The organism is Allobosea sp. CER48, from assembly GCF_044752385.1.
GTDB lineage: Bacteria > Pseudomonadota > Alphaproteobacteria > Rhizobiales > Beijerinckiaceae > Allobosea.
Window position 1 is genome coordinate 1 of the sequence record NZ_JBIWYK010000020.1, and the last position, 15,505, is coordinate 15,505.

General features: G+C 67.2%; 14 protein-coding genes. 8 read left to right on the forward strand and 6 right to left on the reverse strand.

Going from position 1 to position 15,505, the window contains the following annotated elements:
- Positions 1–146: 146 nt before the first annotated feature.
- Complete coding sequence (locus ACIPIA_RS01840) at positions 147–947, forward strand: creatininase family protein (protein WP_400506101.1); 801 nt, start codon at positions 147–149, stop codon at positions 945–947.
- A 3-nt stretch (positions 948–950) separates the two neighbouring features.
- Here the strand turns inward: ACIPIA_RS01840 and soxR are convergent, their stop codons facing one another.
- A complete protein-coding gene (soxR, locus tag ACIPIA_RS01845) occupies positions 951–1,406 on the reverse strand; it encodes a redox-sensitive transcriptional activator SoxR (protein ID WP_400506103.1) in 456 nt (151 codons plus the stop codon).
- A 75-nt stretch (positions 1,407–1,481) separates the two neighbouring features.
- On the opposite strand from soxR, the gene ACIPIA_RS01850 reads away from it, so the two are divergent.
- Together ACIPIA_RS01850 and ACIPIA_RS01855 are read left to right on the forward strand one after the other, a co-directional pair.
- The gene (locus ACIPIA_RS01850; protein ID WP_400506105.1) at positions 1,482–2,075 is read left to right on the forward strand and encodes an NADPH-dependent FMN reductase; all 594 of its coding nucleotides are present in this window, start codon (positions 1,482–1,484) and stop codon (positions 2,073–2,075) included.
- A gap of 98 nt (positions 2,076–2,173) precedes the next feature.
- Positions 2,174–2,938: an MBL fold metallo-hydrolase gene (locus ACIPIA_RS01855; protein ID WP_400506107.1), complete on the forward strand. Its 765-nt coding sequence runs from the start codon at positions 2,174–2,176 to the stop codon at positions 2,936–2,938.
- 124 nt (positions 2,939–3,062) lie between these two features.
- On the opposite strand, the gene ACIPIA_RS01860 is transcribed toward ACIPIA_RS01855, so the two are convergent.
- The 3 genes from ACIPIA_RS01860 to otnK all read right to left on the reverse strand — a co-directional run bounded on the left by ACIPIA_RS01860 (position 3,063) and on the right by otnK (position 7,427).
- Positions 3,063–4,592, reverse strand: a complete 1,530-nt coding sequence (locus ACIPIA_RS01860) for a malonate--CoA ligase (RefSeq protein WP_400506108.1) — start codon at positions 4,590–4,592, stop codon at positions 3,063–3,065.
- 131 nt (positions 4,593–4,723) lie between these two features.
- Positions 4,724–6,058 carry a malonyl-CoA decarboxylase gene (locus ACIPIA_RS01865; protein WP_400506110.1) on the reverse strand — a complete coding sequence of 445 codons (1,335 nt, stop codon included), beginning with the start codon at positions 6,056–6,058 and terminating at the stop codon, positions 4,724–4,726.
- A gap of 103 nt (positions 6,059–6,161) precedes the next feature.
- Positions 6,162–7,427: a 3-oxo-tetronate kinase gene (otnK, locus tag ACIPIA_RS01870; protein ID WP_400506112.1), complete on the reverse strand. Its 1,266-nt coding sequence runs from the start codon at positions 7,425–7,427 to the stop codon at positions 6,162–6,164.
- A gap of 304 nt (positions 7,428–7,731) precedes the next feature.
- Here otnK and ACIPIA_RS01875 point away from each other — a divergent pair, with 304 nt between their 5' ends.
- From ACIPIA_RS01875 to ACIPIA_RS01895, 5 genes are read left to right on the forward strand one after another with little or no spacing between them, the layout of a single operon-like run.
- Complete coding sequence (locus ACIPIA_RS01875) at positions 7,732–9,237, forward strand: ABC transporter substrate-binding protein (protein WP_400506114.1); 1,506 nt, start codon at positions 7,732–7,734, stop codon at positions 9,235–9,237.
- A 27-nt stretch (positions 9,238–9,264) separates the two neighbouring features.
- The gene (locus tag ACIPIA_RS01880) at positions 9,265–10,209 is read left to right on the forward strand and encodes an ABC transporter permease (RefSeq protein WP_400506115.1); all 945 of its coding nucleotides are present in this window, start codon (positions 9,265–9,267) and stop codon (positions 10,207–10,209) included.
- The gene (locus tag ACIPIA_RS01885) at positions 10,209–11,090 is read left to right on the forward strand and encodes an ABC transporter permease (protein ID WP_400506117.1); all 882 of its coding nucleotides are present in this window, start codon (positions 10,209–10,211) and stop codon (positions 11,088–11,090) included. The genes ACIPIA_RS01880 and ACIPIA_RS01885 overlap by 1 nt, the downstream gene beginning before the upstream one ends.
- A gap of 18 nt (positions 11,091–11,108) precedes the next feature.
- Positions 11,109–12,908, forward strand: a complete 1,800-nt coding sequence (locus ACIPIA_RS01890; protein ID WP_400506119.1) for a gamma-glutamyltransferase family protein — start codon at positions 11,109–11,111, stop codon at positions 12,906–12,908.
- Positions 12,909–12,920: 12 nt separating this feature from the next.
- Positions 12,921–13,646, forward strand: a complete 726-nt coding sequence (locus tag ACIPIA_RS01895) for a DUF1028 domain-containing protein (RefSeq protein ID WP_400506121.1) — start codon at positions 12,921–12,923, stop codon at positions 13,644–13,646.
- Positions 13,647–13,763: 117 nt separating this feature from the next.
- Here ACIPIA_RS01895 and ACIPIA_RS01900 read toward each other — a convergent pair whose 3' ends face one another.
- A complete protein-coding gene (locus tag ACIPIA_RS01900) occupies positions 13,764–14,885 on the reverse strand; it encodes a D-TA family PLP-dependent enzyme (protein ID WP_400506123.1) in 1,122 nt (373 codons plus the stop codon).
- Positions 14,882–15,340: a RidA family protein gene (locus tag ACIPIA_RS01905; RefSeq protein ID WP_400506125.1), complete on the reverse strand. Its 459-nt coding sequence runs from the start codon at positions 15,338–15,340 to the stop codon at positions 14,882–14,884. Before ACIPIA_RS01905 ends, ACIPIA_RS01900 begins: the two co-directional genes overlap by 4 nt.
- Positions 15,341–15,505 lie beyond the last annotated feature (165 nt).

Consider the following 15,505-nt stretch of genomic DNA (forward strand, 5'->3'; position numbering starts at 1 on the left):
CCACTCTGGGCGGTACTCCACCCCCTTCTGCCGCGCTATGTGACCTCGACCGAGCAGGTCGGCCGGGCGATGCTCCGGGTCGCGCGAGACGGCGCGCCGGAGCGCATCCTCGACAGCGCGGCGATCAACCGGCTGGGAGCCAGCGCATGACCGCACGTTTCTGGGGCGATCTGAAGAGTTCCGATTTCGCCGGGCTGTCGCCCGAGCGCACCGTTGCGGTGCTGCCGCTGGCCGCGATCGAGCAGCATGGCCCGCATCTGCCGGTCTCGGTCGACACCACCGTGATGAACGCCATGCTGGCCGAGGCGATGCCGCTCGTGCCGGCAGATCTCGACGTGCTCGTGCTGCCGACGCAGGCCGTCTGCAAGTCGAACGAACACCTGCACTCGCCAGGCACGCTGACGATCGGCTGGGACAGCGCGATCCGCTCCTGGATCGAGATCGGCGAGAGCGTGACGCGCGCCGGACTGCGCAAGCTCGTGCTGGTCACCTCCCACGGCGGCAATGTCGACCCGATGAAGATCGTCGCGCGCGAGCTGCGCGTCAGCCATGGCATGCTCGCCGTCTGCACCGCCTGGACGTCTTTCGGCCTGCCGGATGGGCTCTATGACGAACTCGACATCCGCCACGGCATCCATGGCGGCGATGTCGAGACCTCGCTGATGCTGCATTTCCGGCCCGACCTCGTCGACATGAGCAAGGCCGGGCATTTCAAGCCGCACACGGTGACGATGGCCGAGGAAGGCTACACCCATCTGCGCCCGACGGGCCCGCATGCCTTCGCCTGGATGGCGCAGGACGTGAACCGTTCCGGCGCGGTCGGTGATGCCAGTCTTGCGACGGCGGCGAAGGGCAAGGCCACCGCGGCCATGCAGGCGAAGGGTTTCGTCGAGCTGCTGGCCGATGTCGCTCGCCTGCCGCTGGACACGCTCTACAAGGCCGGCTGAGCTTTACTCCGGATCGAGGAGGCGCGGCCCCGGCCCCTCCCCGGCCAGCCGGTCGAGCGGATTGTGGAGCGGGCAGTCGCGCACCGACAGGCAGCCGCAGCCGATGCAGCCGTCGAGATGGTCGCGCAGCCGCGTCAGCCGCTCGATCCGGCGTTCCAGTTCTTCCTTCCAGGCGGAAGACAGCCGCGTCCAGTCAGCGACGGTCGGCGTACGTTCCTGCGGCAGGGCCTCGAAGGCCTCGCGAATGGTCTTCAGCGGCATGCCGGCGCGCTGCGCCACCTTGATGATCGCCACCCGGCGCAGAACCTCGCGCGGGTAACGCCGCTGGTTGCCCGGTGTCCGGTGGCTGCGGATCAGCCCTTCGGCCTCGTAGAAATGCAGGGCCGAGACAGCGAGGCCGCTGCGCCGTGCGACATCGCCGACGCTGAGCTCGCCCGGCAAGGACCATTGCTGGGACATCGGAAACGCCTCTTGACCTTAACCTTACTTGAGGTTCTATAAGCCCCGCTCCCGCGATGCAAACCGGAGCGATCCATGCACCAGAAGGTCGATACGAGGATCAGGCTGGCCCTGATCTATGGCAGCAGCCGCGAAGGCCGCTTCTGCGACAAGGTCGCCGGCTGGGCGATCTCGCAGATCCAGGGTGACGGCCCGTTCGACCTTTCCGTCGTCGATCCCGGCGAGATCGACCTGCCGCCGCGCCATGTCAGCGGCAAGCACCCGGCTCTCGAGGAACTCCGCCAGATCATCGGCTGGGCCGATGGTTTCGTCGTGGTGACGCCCGAATACAATCGCGGCTACCCGGCCATCCTGAAATTCCTGATCGACGCCGTAGGGCCGGAATGGCGCGGCAAGCCCGTCGGCTTCATCTCCTATGGCGGTATCTCCGGAGGCTTGCGCGCCGTCGAGCAGCTGCGCCTCGTCTTCGGAGAACTGCACGCCGCCCCGATCCGCGACGGTGTCGCCTTCGCCGATGTCTGGAGCCGCTTCGATGGCGAGGGGCAGTTGCTCAACGCCGACCGGGCCGAGCAGGCCATGGCGACGATGCTGGCACAGTTGCACTGGTGGGCGAGCGCGCTGCGCAACGCGCGCCAGGCCGTGCCCTACGGCCAGTTCGCTCCTGCCTGATACGTCACGCGAACGTGGGAAGAGCTTCACAAATCCGAACTGGTCGCGCTGCCTCGGGATGCGGAACAATGCCAATCCCAGATGAGGAGCCGACGGATATGAAGCTCAAACTTCTCCGCAACGCGACGCTGAAACTCGACTATGGCGGCAGGACCTTCCTGATCGACCCCGATTTCGGCCCGCGTCACAGCCGCCGCTCCTTCACCGGACGCTCGCAGAACCCGATGGTCGATCTGCCGGAGCCAATCGAGGACATCATCGCGGGCGTCGATACGGTGATCGTCTCGCATCTCCATGCCGATCACTTCGACGAGGTCGCCAAGGAGCGCCTGCCGAAGAACCTGCCGATCATCTGCCAGCCCGGAGACGAGGCGGCGATCGCGCAGGCGGGTTTCACCTCGATCACCGCGATCGACTGCTTCGTCAGGCTCGGCCAGATCGTGCTGAAGCGGCATCCGGCCCAGCACGGCACCGGCGCGGTCGTCGAGCTGATGGGCCCGGTGATGGGGCTGAGCTTCGAGGCGCCGGGCGAGCCGACGCTGTACTGGTGCGGCGACAGCGTGCTCTACCCGCCCCTGCGGGACGCGGTGGCGGCGACCGGGCCGGACATCGTCGTCACCCATTCCTGTGGCGCGATGTGGGACAACACGCTCATCGTCATGGATGGCGATCAGACGCTCGATCTGGCGGAGGCCTTCCCGCGCGCGACGGTGATCGCGACGCATATGGAAGCGCTCGATCACGCCACGGTCGACCGCGCGGCCTTGCGGAAATCCGCCAAGGAACGCGGCGTCGACATGAAGCGCCTGCGCATCCCCGCCGATGGCGAGACGATCGAACTCGGCGTTCCGGCGCTGGTTTGAGCCGTTGCTGCAAGTGCCGCCATGCTCGGGCTTGACCCGAGCATCTCTGGAAAGAGGGGCGCCTCTTGCTGCATGAGCTTCTCGGGTCGAAGCTCCGCTTCGCCCGAGAATGACGCCGAAGCGGCTACTCGCCCGCCTTCAGCTGCTTGGCGTAGATGTCCTTGTACTGCTCGCGCAGCAGGTTCTTCTGGACCTTGCCCATGGTGTTGCGCGGCAGCTCGGCCACGACGAAGACCTGCTTGGGCTGCTTGAACCTGGCGAGCCGCTGCTCCAGCGCGCTGGCGATGCCTTTCGCGGTGATATCCGCGCCGGGCTTGGCGACCACGACAGCGGTGACGCCCTCGCCGAAATCGGGATGCGGCACGCCGATGACGGCGCTCTCGATCACGCCCGGCATCTCGTCGATCTCGGTCTCGACCTCCTTGGGATAGACATTGTAGCCGCCGGTGATGATCAGGTCCTTGCCACGCCCGACGATGTGGACGTAGCCGGCGGGGTCGATCTTGCCGAGGTCGCCGGTGATGAAGAAGCCGTCGGGCCGGAACTCGGCCTTGGTCTTCTCCGGATTGCGCCAGTAGCCCTTGAAGACGTTCGGGCCCTTGACCTCGATCATGCCGATCTCGTCGGCTCCAAGCGTCTTGCCCGTCTCGGGGTCGACGACGCGCGCCGAGACCCCCGGAAGCGGGTAGCCGACAGTGCCGGCAACGCGATCCCCCTCATAGGGGTTCGAGGTGTTCATGTTGGTCTCGGTCATGCCGTAGCGCTCGAGAATGGCGTGGCCGGTCAGGGCGCTCCACTCGCGATGCGTCTCCGCCAGCAGCGGCGCCGAGCCGGAGACGAAGAGGCGCATGTGCTCGGTCGCCTCCCTGGTGAGCCGGGCATCCTGGAGCAGCCGGACGTAGAAGGTCGGCACGCCCATCATGCTCGTGGCCTGCGGCAGGTATCTGAAGACCTGATCGGGATCGAACTTGGGCAGCAGGATCATCGAGGCGCCGGCGAACAGGATCACGTTGGTCGCGACGAAGAGGCCGTGCGTGTGGAAGATCGGCAAAGCGTGCAGCAGCACGTCGCCCTGGCCGAAGCGCCAGTAGTCGACCAGCGCGAGCGCATTGGACGACAGGTTGTCGTGGCTCAGCATCGCGCCTTTGGAGCGGCCGGTCGTGCCGGAGGTGTAGAGGATGGCGGCGAGGTCATCCGGTCCGCGCGCGACATCGGCGAATTCCGCCGAGGCCGCATTCGCCTTGTCGAGCAGGCTGCCGGTGCCGATTCCAAGCGTCTCGAGCTTCGCGCCGGCCTTTTCGGCATAGGGACGCAGCGCCTGCGCCTTGGCCGGATCGCAGACGAAGACGGCAGGCTCGGCATCCCCGAGGAAATACTCGATCTCGGCCGGGGTATAGGCGGTGTTGAGCGGCAGGAAGATCGAGCCGGCGCGCACGGTGCCGAGATAGAGCATCAGGGCCTCGAAGCTCTTCTCGACCTGCACCGCCACGCGGTCGCCTGGCTTCACGCCAAGCGCCGCGAGGGCATTGGCGAAGCGGGCGGAGACATCCAGCATGTCGCCATAGGAGAACCGCCTTCCGTCATCGAGCTCGGCGAAGGGCGCATCCGGCGCAGGCATGCGCGAGCGGATGAGATCGAACAGGTGATTGCCCATGATTTCGGGTCCTTCCAGGCGTTTCCGTCTCAGAATATCGGACTGAATACCGCATTCAGTCCGATATTCCGGCTTTTTGATTCTGCATCGGCCTTGTCCGAAAACCGCGTCGCACTTTTCCGGCCGATGCTCTAGTTCGCCGCGGGGCGCAGCAGCTTGCGCACGCCGGACGAGGCCACCACCGTGTTGCGCGTGGCGAAAGCCTCGTGATGGGTCTCGATGTCGTCGAGGTCGTAGCGGTAATTGACCATGACGCCGTGCGACTCGCGCAAGCCCCGCGCCGAGAGATTGCCGCCGACATTGATGCGCTCCAGCCGCGCCCCGTTGCCAAGATGGAAGCGCGCGACAGGGTCGATGACCCGGCCCGAGCTCGTGCGAGCCCGCAGCATGTACTCCGCCATCATCTGGCCGAGCAGCTTGTCGCGGCGCGCCCTGGTCGCATCGTCGAGCGAGATGGTCTCGCCGGCCGGCCGCGCCAGTTCGGCACGCTCCTCATTGGTCAGGGCGACCTCGCCCGGCTCCGCCGCGATGCCGGCCAGCCAGCGCCCGAAGCCCGGAACCGGCGAGAGCGTGACGAAGGTGTCGAGTTCGCGCAGTTCGCGCTTCAGGTCTTCCGCGACCTGCTTGATCAGGAAATTGCCGAAGGAGATGCCGCGCAGCCCCTCCTGGCAGTTCGAGATCGAATAGAAAACCGCCGTCGTCGCCTGCTGCGCCGGCAGCACCTCGCGCTCGGGCTGAAGCACCTCGCCGATGCTGCGCGGGATCTCGGTGGTCAGCGCCACCTCGACGAAGATCAGCGGCTCGTCGACGAGCTGGGGATGGAAGAAGGCGAAGCAGCGCCGGTCGGCCGGCTCCAGCCGGCGCCTGAGATCGTCCCAGCCCTGGATCTCGTGTACCGCCTCGTAGCGGATGATCTTCTCCAGCACGTTCGCCGGCGTGCGCCAGTCGATGCGGCGCAGGACGAGAAAGCCGCGGTTGAACCAGGAACCGAAGAGATGGCGGAAATCGTCGTCGACCGCCTTGAGATCGGCCTGCTTTTCCATCGCCTCGAACAGCGCCTCGCGCATCCGCACCAGCACGGGCGTGCCTTCCGGCGCGAGGTTGAGGCGGCGCAGCAGTTCCTGGCGGCGTGGCTCGGCAGCAAGATGCAGCGCCGAGATCGCCGCCGCGTCGGGTTTGGTGCGATAGGCCTCGATCGCCTTTTCGAGCCGGCCGTGATCGGGCCCGAAGCGCTCCTGCAGCAGGTTGAAGAAGGCGAGCCGGCCGGGCTGGTCGAGACGCTGCCAAGCGTCGAGCACCGCCTGCGCCAGCGCCATTCCTGAGGCCTCGCCCCGGCCGGAGAGCAGATCCTCGCAGAGCCTGTCGATCGGGCGGGCGCGATTGCCGAGGAAGCGCTCGAAACCGATCAGGGCGCGCCCGCGGTCGGCCACGCTGGTCAGCAGTTCGCCCAGAAACGCCATATCCATGCTGGCTCCCAGTTCGACCCGGCTCGCGCTCCCGAAAACCGGGCTCCGCCTCGCAGATCGATGCAGTGATCCTATACGAGATTCAGCTCAGGAAAATCGGGCCTCAGCGCAGCAGGCTCCAGGCCTTCAGGAAGAAGTCCGGCGCGCCGAAATTGCCAGATTTCAGCGCCACGACCATCTCCGGCCCGTCGACGACACGCGTCCAGGGCACGCCGGGATCGATTTCCGGCCCGATTTCCAGGGTGCGGATGCCAAGGCCGAGCACGGTCGCGCCGGAGGTCTCGCCACCCGCGACGAGAAGCCGCGTCACGCCGCCTTCAGACAGGCGCCTGGCGACCTCGGCGAAGGCGTGCTCGACGATGCTGCCGGCCCTCTCGCGGCCGAGCTTGTCCTGCACCGCCGACACTTCGGCCGGGTCATCGCTGGAATAGACGAGGAACGGCTTGTCCTGCGGCTGCGCCAGCGCCCAGTCGGCGAGCCCCGCCGCATCCTGGCTGCCATCGGCGAGCGCCAGCGGATCGACCTTGAGCGCCGGGTAGCCAGCGTCCAGCGCCGCCTTGATCTGCCCGCGCGTCGCGGTCGAGCAACTGCCGGAGATGATGCCGGCGCGGCCGGCGGGCGCCTTCAGATCCTGCGGGCCGGGACGCTCCGGCAGCAGGCCGGCGCGGCGGAAGTTCTGCGGCAGGCCCATGGCGATGCCCGAGCCGCCGGTCAGCAGGACATGCTCCGACACGGCATGGCCGAGCGTCATCAGATCCTCATTGGTCAGGGCGTCGGTGACGGCATAGCGCACGCCGTCGGCCTGCAGCCTGGCGAGGCGCGCCTTCACGGCGCTGGGGCCGGCGAGCACGCTCGTGTAGTCGACGAGCCCGACCTCCGTCCCGGCCTGCCCCGCCATCAGCCGCATCAGGTTGGAATCCCGCATCGGCGTGAGCGGATGGTCCTTCATGGAGCTTTCGTGCAGCGGCACGGCTCCGACGAAGAGATAGCCCTGATAGATCGAGCGGCCATTGGCCGGGAAAGCCGGGCAGACGATCGCAAGCCCGGCGCCCAGCCGCTCCGCCAGCGCATTCGCGACCGGGCCGATATTGCCCTCCGCGGTCGAATCGAAGGTCGAGCAGTACTTGAACAGGATCTGGCGCGCGCCGCCCTTCAGCAGCGCCTCGCAGGCCGCGAGCGAATCCGCGACCGCCTCCGACACCGGGTTGGTCCGGGATTTCAGCGCGACGACCACCGCATCGGCCTCCGGCAGCGTGCTGCCCGCCGCAGGCACGCCGATGACCTGCACGGTCCGCATGCCCGCACGGTTCAGCATCAGCGCGACATCGGTCGCGCCGGTCATGTCATCGGCAATCACGCCCAGCAGCATTCGGTCCTCTCCCCCGGACATCCGGCTCGGTTCTTCCCACCAGTTCTAGCGGCCGATCACCGGCTAGGCGACCGCCATCGCCGCATCCGGCCGTCGCCCTGACGGCATGCGTCGCCGCTTTGCCCGCCCGTGGTCCAGCGCTGCCTTTCGATGAGGCAGCGCTGCCCGCGAATTGATGCGGCGCATGATCGACGGCCCCGCCATTCTGAGTCAGTTTGGTGCCATGAGGAACGAATTCGGCGATCTGGCTTTTGCCGGCGCCGCCGGATGCGCTGTCACAAAACCATCAAAAACGGGGGAAAGCATGAAGCTGTTGAAGGTTGCCGTCTCTGCTGCCGCTCTCGCGCTCGCCGCACTGCCCGCTCTGGCACAGGCGCCCTCGACCTTGCGCATCGGGCTGCAGGAAGACCCGGACATGCTCGACCCGCACAAGGCGCGCACCTTCGTCGGGCGCATCGTCTTCATGGGCCTGTGCGACAGGCTGGTCGACATCACGCCGGAGCTGAAGCTGGTGCCGCGGCTGGCGACGGAGTGGAGCTTCTCCACGGACGGGCTGACGCTGACGATGAAGCTGCGCGGCGACGCGAAGTTCCATGACGGCGAGCCCTTCAATGCCGAAGCCGCCAAGGCCAATCTGGAACGTGCGATGACGCTGCCGGACTCGCTGCGCAAATCGGAGCTGGCCTCGGTCGACAAGGTCGAGGCGCCCGACGCGGCGACGCTGGTGCTGAAGCTGAAGCGCCCCGACGCGACGCTGCTGTCGCAGCTGACCGACCGTGCCGGCATGATGCTGTCGCCCAAGACCCTCTCAGGCGACGTCACGGCGAAGCCGGTCTGTTCCGGCCCCTACAAATTCGTCGAGCGCGTCCAGAATGACCGCATCGTGCTGGAGAAGTTCCGGGAGCATTGGGAGGCGGACAAGTACAATTTCGACCGCATCATCTATCGCTCGATCCCCGACACGACGGTGCGCCTGGCCAATCTGCGCTCCGGCGAGCTCGACATGCTGGAGCGGCTCGCGCCGACCGACGTGAAGTCGGCCCAATCCGACAAGTCGCTGAGGGTCATGAGCATGGCCAATCTCGGCTACCAGGGCATCACCATCAACACTAGCAACGGCGATGCGGCCAAGCAGCCGATGGGCCAGGACAAGCGCGTGCGCCAGGCTCTCTCTCTCTCGATCGACCGCAAGGTGCTGAGCCAGGTCGTGTTCGAAGGGCTCTACGAGCCGATGAACCAGCCCTTCAATCCCGGCAACTTCTATATCAGCGCCGACCTGCCTGTTCCCGCGCGCGACGTCGCGAAGGCCAAGGCGCTGCTCAAGGAAGCCGGGCAGCCCAAGGTCACGGCCGAGCTCTTCGTCACCAACAACCCCGTCGACGCCCAGCTCGGGCAGGTGATCCAGGCGATGGCGCAGGAAGCCGGCATCGACATCCAGATCCGCTCTACCGAGTTCGCCAGCCAGCTGCGCGACCAGCAGCAGGGCAAGTTCCAGATGAGCCGTATCGGCTGGTCCGGCCGCATCGACCCGGACGGCAACATCCACCCCTTCGTCACCACCGGCGGCGGCCAGAACGACGGCAAGTACTCCAACCCCGAAGTCGACAAGCTGCTCAACCAGGCCCGTACCGTCTACGAACCGGCCGAGCGCAAGAAGCTTTACGACGCTGCGCAGAAGATCCTGCAGGACGAGTTGCCGATCGTCTATCTCTACAACCAGACGGTGTTCTTCGCGATGCGCGCCAATATGCAGGGGTTCGTTATCAACCCGGACGGGATGATCCGGCTTGCCGGGCTGAAGCGTTCGTGACGGCGCCCATGCCGTGAGGAGTGGCCCATGGCCACGCTCGTCATTCGCCGCTTTCTGATAGCGATACCGACGCTGTTCCTGGTATCGCTCTTCGTCTTCGCCCTGCAGCGTGCGCTGCCGGGCGACCCCTTCCTCGTCATCGCCGGCGAGGAGCGCGACCCTGAGGTGATCGCCCGGCTGCGCGAAATCTACCGCATGGACGATCCCGTCTTCGTCCAGTTCTTCGCCTGGCTCGGGCAGGTCGTGCAGGGCGATTTCGGCCGCTCGTTGCGCACCGGCGAGCCTGTGCTGAACCTGATCCTGCAGAAGCTGCCGGTGACGATCCAGCTCGCCACCGCCTCGATCCTCGTCGCGATCTGCATCGGCATTCCGATCGGCATCCTCGCTGCGCGACGCAAGGGCACGGTCGTCGACTATTCCGCCAGCGCGGTGGCGCTGTCAGGATTGTCGATCCCGAATTTCTGGTTCGGGATCATGTTGATCCTGCTCGTGTCGGTGCATCTCAAATGGCTGCCGGCCTCGGGCTATGAATCGATCTTCGTCCACCCCTGGGAGGCGATCCAGCGGCTGATCATGCCGGCCTTCGTGCTCGGCAACGGGCTCGCGGCCTTCCTGATGCGCCATACCCGCTCGGCGATGCTGGAGGTGCTGCGCTCCGACTATGTCCGCACCGCCCGCGCCAAGGGGCTCGACGAGGATACGGTCGTGCATCGCCATGCGCTGCGTAACGCGCTGGTGCCGATCATCACGCTGACGACGCTGCTCTTCGGCGAACTGCTCGCCGGCGCGGTGCTGACAGAGCAGGTCTTCACCATCCCCGGCTTCGGCAAGCTGATCGTCGACGCGGTGTTCAACCGCGACTACGGCGTGGTCCAGGGCGTCGTGCTGTGCACGGCCATCGGCTTCATCCTGATGAACCTGATCGCCGACATCCTCTACATCCTCGTCAATCCGCGCCTGAGGAGCGGCTGATGGCGTCGCTCGATTCCATTTCCTCCGCCGGCGCTTCGGCCGGGCTTGCCGCGCGTCCCGGCGTGCTTTCCCGCCTCGTCCGCAACAAATCGGCGCTGTTCGGCGGCAGCATCGTGCTGGTCTTCGTGCTGATGGCGGTGCTCGCGCCGATCCTGCCGCTGGCCGACCCGTTCAAGTCCAACTTCCTCGCCATCCGCAAGCCGCCCTCCGAGATCTACTGGTTCGGCACGGACGAACTCGGCCGCGATCAGGTCTCGCGGCTGTTCTTCGGGGCGCAGGCCTCGCTGCTGGCCGGCATCGTCTCCGTGCTGATCGCGGTGGTGATCGGGCTGCCCTTCGGGCTGCTGGCGGGATGGTATGGCGGCTGGACCGACATCGTGATCTCGCGCGTCACCGAGGCACTGCTGGCCTGCCCCTTCCTGATCCTCGCCATCGCCTTCGCCGCGATACTCGGGCCGTCGCTGACCAACGCGATGATCGCGATCGGCCTGTCGGCCGTGCCGATCTTCATCCGGCTGGTGCGCGGCCAGGTGATGAGCGTGAAGGCGGAAGATTTCGTCGAGGGGGCGCGCGCGGTCGGCGCGCGGGACCTGCGATTGATGTTCCGCCATGTCCTGCCCAACACCCTGTCCCCCATCGTGGTGCAGTCGACATTGTTCATGGCGCAGGCGATCATCCTCGAAGCTGCCCTCTCCTTCCTCGGTCTCGGCCAGCAGCCGCCGGCACCGTCCTGGGGGCAGATGCTCAACGTCGCCAAGAACTTCATGGAGCAGGCGCCGTGGATGTCGGTGGCGCCGGGCATTTGCATCTTCCTCGCCGTGCTCGGCTTCAACCTGCTCGGCGACGGCCTGCGCGACGCGCTCGATCCAAAAGAAAACTAGGCTTTCAAGGACACGCCCATGTTTACGACCCGCCCCGAAATCCTCGGAACTTTCGGCGTCGTCACCTCGACGCACTGGCTCGCCACCGCTTCCGGCATGGCGATGCTGGAGAAGGGCGGCAACGCCTTCGACGCCTGCGCCGCCGCCGCCTTCGTGCTGCAAGTGGTGGAGCCGCATCTCGTCGGCCCCGCTGGCGACATGCCGGCGGTGTTCTATTCGGCCGAGACGAAGAAGGTCGAGACGCTCTGCGCCCAGGGCCCGGCACCGCAAGCCGCCACGATCGCGGCTTACAAGGCGCTGGGCCTCGACCTGATCCCCGGCTCCGGTCTTCTCGCCACCGTGATCCCCGGCGCCTTCGGCGGCTGGATGACGCTGCTGCGCGACCACGGCCGCCTCAAGCTGCGCGAGGTTCTGGAGCCGGCGATCGGCTATTTCGAGAACGGGCACCCGATGCTGCCGCGCGTCTCGGATTCGATCCGCGAGCTGACCGACCTCTTCACCAACGACTGGTCGACATCGGGCGCGGTCTACCTCCCCGGCGGCAATGTGCCTGAGGCACGCAAGCTCTTCGCCAACAAGGCCGCAGCCGCGACCTACAGGCGGATTCTCGAGGAGGCGGAAGCAAAGGGCAGCGACCGGCAGGAGCAGATCCAGGGCGCCTATGACGCCTGGTACAAGGGCTTCGTGGCCGAGGCGATGGATCGCTTCTGCCACACGCAGGAGGTGATGGATTCATCGGGCCGTCGCAACAAGGGCCTGCTGACCGCGGACGACATGGCGAATTACCGGCCGACCTACGAGACGCCGACCTCCACGACCTATCATGACTGGGAGGTCTTCAAGATCGGCCCCTGGGGTCAGGGCCCCGCCTTCCTGCAGACGCTGAAGATCCTGGAGGGCGTCGATCTCGCCGGGATGGGGCCGGCGAGTCCCGAATTCGTCCACCACGTCGTCGAGGCGATGAAGCTCGCCTTCGCCGACCGGGAGGCCTATTACGGCGACCCGGACTTCGTGAAGGTGCCGCTCGACACCCTGCTGTCGGTGGATTACGCCGCCGCGCGGCGCAGCCTGATCGGCGAGCGCGCCTCGCTGGAGCTGCGCCCCGGCATCGTGCCGGGCTACGAGGCCCAGGTCGCGCATGCGCTCAAGGCGCTCGGCGCCATCGCCCAGCCGGCCCAGGGCGGCGCCAGCGTCGGCGAGCCGACCATGGCCTCGATGGTCGCGGCGGGGCGCAAGGGCGATACCGTCCATATCGACGTCATCGACAAATGGGGCAACATGATCGCGGCGACGCCCTCGGGCGGCTGGCTGCAATCCTCGCCGGTCATTCCGGAACTCGGCTTCCCGCTGAATTCCCGCGCGCAGATGTTCTGGCTGGAGGAAGGCCTGCCCTCCTCGCTCGCGCCCGGCAAGCGTCCGCGCACGACGCTGACGCCGACGATCGCCTTCGAGAAGGGCGAGCCTCGCCTCGCCTTCGGCACGCCGGGCGGCGACCAGCAGGAGCAATGGCAGCTCGGCCTCTTCCTGCGCCGGGTCCATCACGGCCTCAACCTGCAGGAGGCGATCGACCTGCCGCTGTTCCATACACAGCATTTCCCCTCGTCCTTCTATCCGCGCAGCTCGCGGCCCGGCCACATGATGATCGAGGAGAGCATCGGCGCCGCCGCGCTCGCCGAACTGGAACGCCGCGGCCATGTGCTGGAAAAGGCGCCGGCCTGGACGGTCGGGCGCCTCACTGCGGCGGAACGTGGCAATGACGGGCTCTTGCGCGCGGCGGCCACGCCGCGTCTGATGCAGGCCTATGCCGCCGGCCGCTGAGGAACTCGCAGCATGACCTGGTCCATCGTCGCGCGCGACGCCGCCACCGGCGCCTATGGCGTCGCCGTCTCGACCTGCGCCTTCGCCGTCGGCTCGCGAGTGCCCTATGGCGGCGGCCGGATCGGCGCCATCGCGACCCAGGCCTTCGTCAATCCGCTCTACGGGGTGGACGGCCTGCGGCTTCTGCAGGAGGGCCGCTCGGCCCTCGAGATCGTCGCGACGTTGACCGCGGCCGACGAGGGCCGTGCCCATCGCCAGCTCCATGTCATCGACCGCGACGGCCGGATCGCCGCCCATACGGGCGCGTCCTGCATCGACTGGTGCGGAGCGGTCGACGGGCCGCAAGTCTCCGTCGCCGGCAACATGCTGTCCGGGCCGGAGGTCGTGCAGGAGTCGCTGAAGGCCTATATCGCGGCCTCCGCGCGCGACTTCGACGAGCGCCTGCTGGTGGCGCTGGAGGCCGGGGAGAAGGCAGGCGGCGACAAGCGCGGCAAGCAATCCGCCGCTATCCGCATCTGGAACGGCGAGCCGGTGCCGAGCTTCGACATCCGCGTCGATGATCACGTCGAGCCGCTGAAGGAGCTGCGCCGGCTCTGGCGGGTGGCGCATCAGCGCTACGTGCCATTCCAGCAGGCCGCCCCTTCGCGCAGCCGCCCCGCCGGGGTCACCGACCGCGCCGAGCTCGACAGGCTCTGCGAGGACTACGCCGCGAACTGGAACGCGCGCCACCCGGAATAGCGTCGCCGGCGGCGGGACGCCTCGGCGGGCGATTGCCCCGCGAAACAAAAAGGGCCGCGACAGCGGCCCTTTCCTGTTCTTGCAGTCTTCAGCGCTCCGCCTGCAGGCGGTCTCTGCTCAGGTCAGCTTGCCGCGCGCCGCGACCGGAAGCTCGCCGATCAGCTTGTTGCCGCGCACGGTGATCAGCCGATCGACCATGTTGACGACGACGCAGACATGGTTGGGCACGATGCGGACGACTTCGCCGACCACGGGCCGCTCATTCGTGCCGGAGAGATCGAGGAAGCCGTGCTCTTCGGCGAACTGCGCGATCCGGGCCAGCGGATACTCGAGAATATGGCCGTGGCCGTCGAGATTGCCCTTGTCGCTGGTCAGCGTCTTCGAGCCGGAATCGAGGATGCCGCGCTCCGGCGCCGCCCGGCTGACCACCGAGGCGTAGACGGTCAGCGCGCAGTCATCCAGCGTCGCGACGCCAGCCGCGATCTGCATGCGATCGTTGAAGATCGAGGTGCCCGAGCGGTGCTCGGTCGAACCCTTGAGCTTGCCGATATGCGGCAAATTGGGCGAGCCGCCGGTCGAGACGATGTCGGCCTTGAGACCGGCATCGCGCAGGCCGGCATTGGCGGTGTCCAGGAAGACCTGCGTCCGCTCCCAGCCATCTTCCGGCGGATACATCAGGAAGCCGGCGAAGCGCAGGCCGGGCGAGGCCGCGATCATCCTGGCGAGTTCGACCGCCTCGCCGGGCGTCTCGACGCCGGCGCGCTTGCGGCCGGTGTCGCACTCCACGACGACCTCGAGGTCGCGGCCAGCGATGGCTGCCGCACGCGGCAGGCCCGAGATCGTGACGGGATTGTCGGCGGCGACGATCATCCTGACGCGGCGCTGCAGCGCGCCGAGACGGCCCAGCTTCTCCTCGCCGAGGATGTTGTAGCTGATCATGATGTCGTCGATGCCGCCATCGGCCATGACCTCGGCCTCGCCGAGCTTCTGGCAGGTGATGCCGCGCGCGCCGGCCTCGATCTGGAGCCGCGCCAGCTCGGGCGACTTGTGCGTCTTGATATGCGGACGGTTGGCGATGCCGACGGCGTCGCATGTTGCCTGCAGCCGGGCGATGTTGGCATCGACCTTGTCGAGGTCGATCACCACGGCGGGGGTGCCGTAGACGCGCGCGATCTCGGCCGCGAGCGGCGTGGCGGCCGGCTGGTCGACGGCCGGCGAGGTGGTCGCGGTCACGCTCATGGGTGCACCTTGACGATGACCTCGATCTCGACGGTCATGCGGTTCGGCAGCGAGCCCATGCCGACGGCCGAGCGGGCATGGCGACCGCGGTCGCCGAGCACGGCGACGAACAGGTCCGAACAGCCGTTGATGACCTTGGGATGATCGGAGAAGTCCGGCGCGGCGTTGACCATGCCGAGCAGCTTGACGATCTCGACCTTGTCGAGCGAGCCCGCCGCCTTCTTCATCGCGGCGAGCAGGCCGAGACCCGTCTGCCTGGCGTGCTCGTAGGCCTGCTCGATCGTGACGTCGGCGCCGACCTTGCCGGTCGGGTAGGTGCCGTCTGCCCGCTTCGGCCCCTGGCCGGAGAGATAGATCATGTCGCCAACCTGCTTGAAGCTGACATAGGTCGCGACCGGCGTCGGCACCTCCGGCAGCGTCAGCCCCAGTTCCTTCAGCTTGTCATCGGCGCTCATGGCGTTCCTCTCTTCAGTCCTTTGCCGACGCCTGTCGCGTCAGCTTTCCAAATCGCGGCGCATGTAACGGGCCGCGTCGTCATAGCTGGCAAGCTTGCGGGCAAGCGCGGGGTCGTCCACCTCGCGAAAGCCCTGGCGGCGCCAGAAACCGCTGGAATCGTTGAC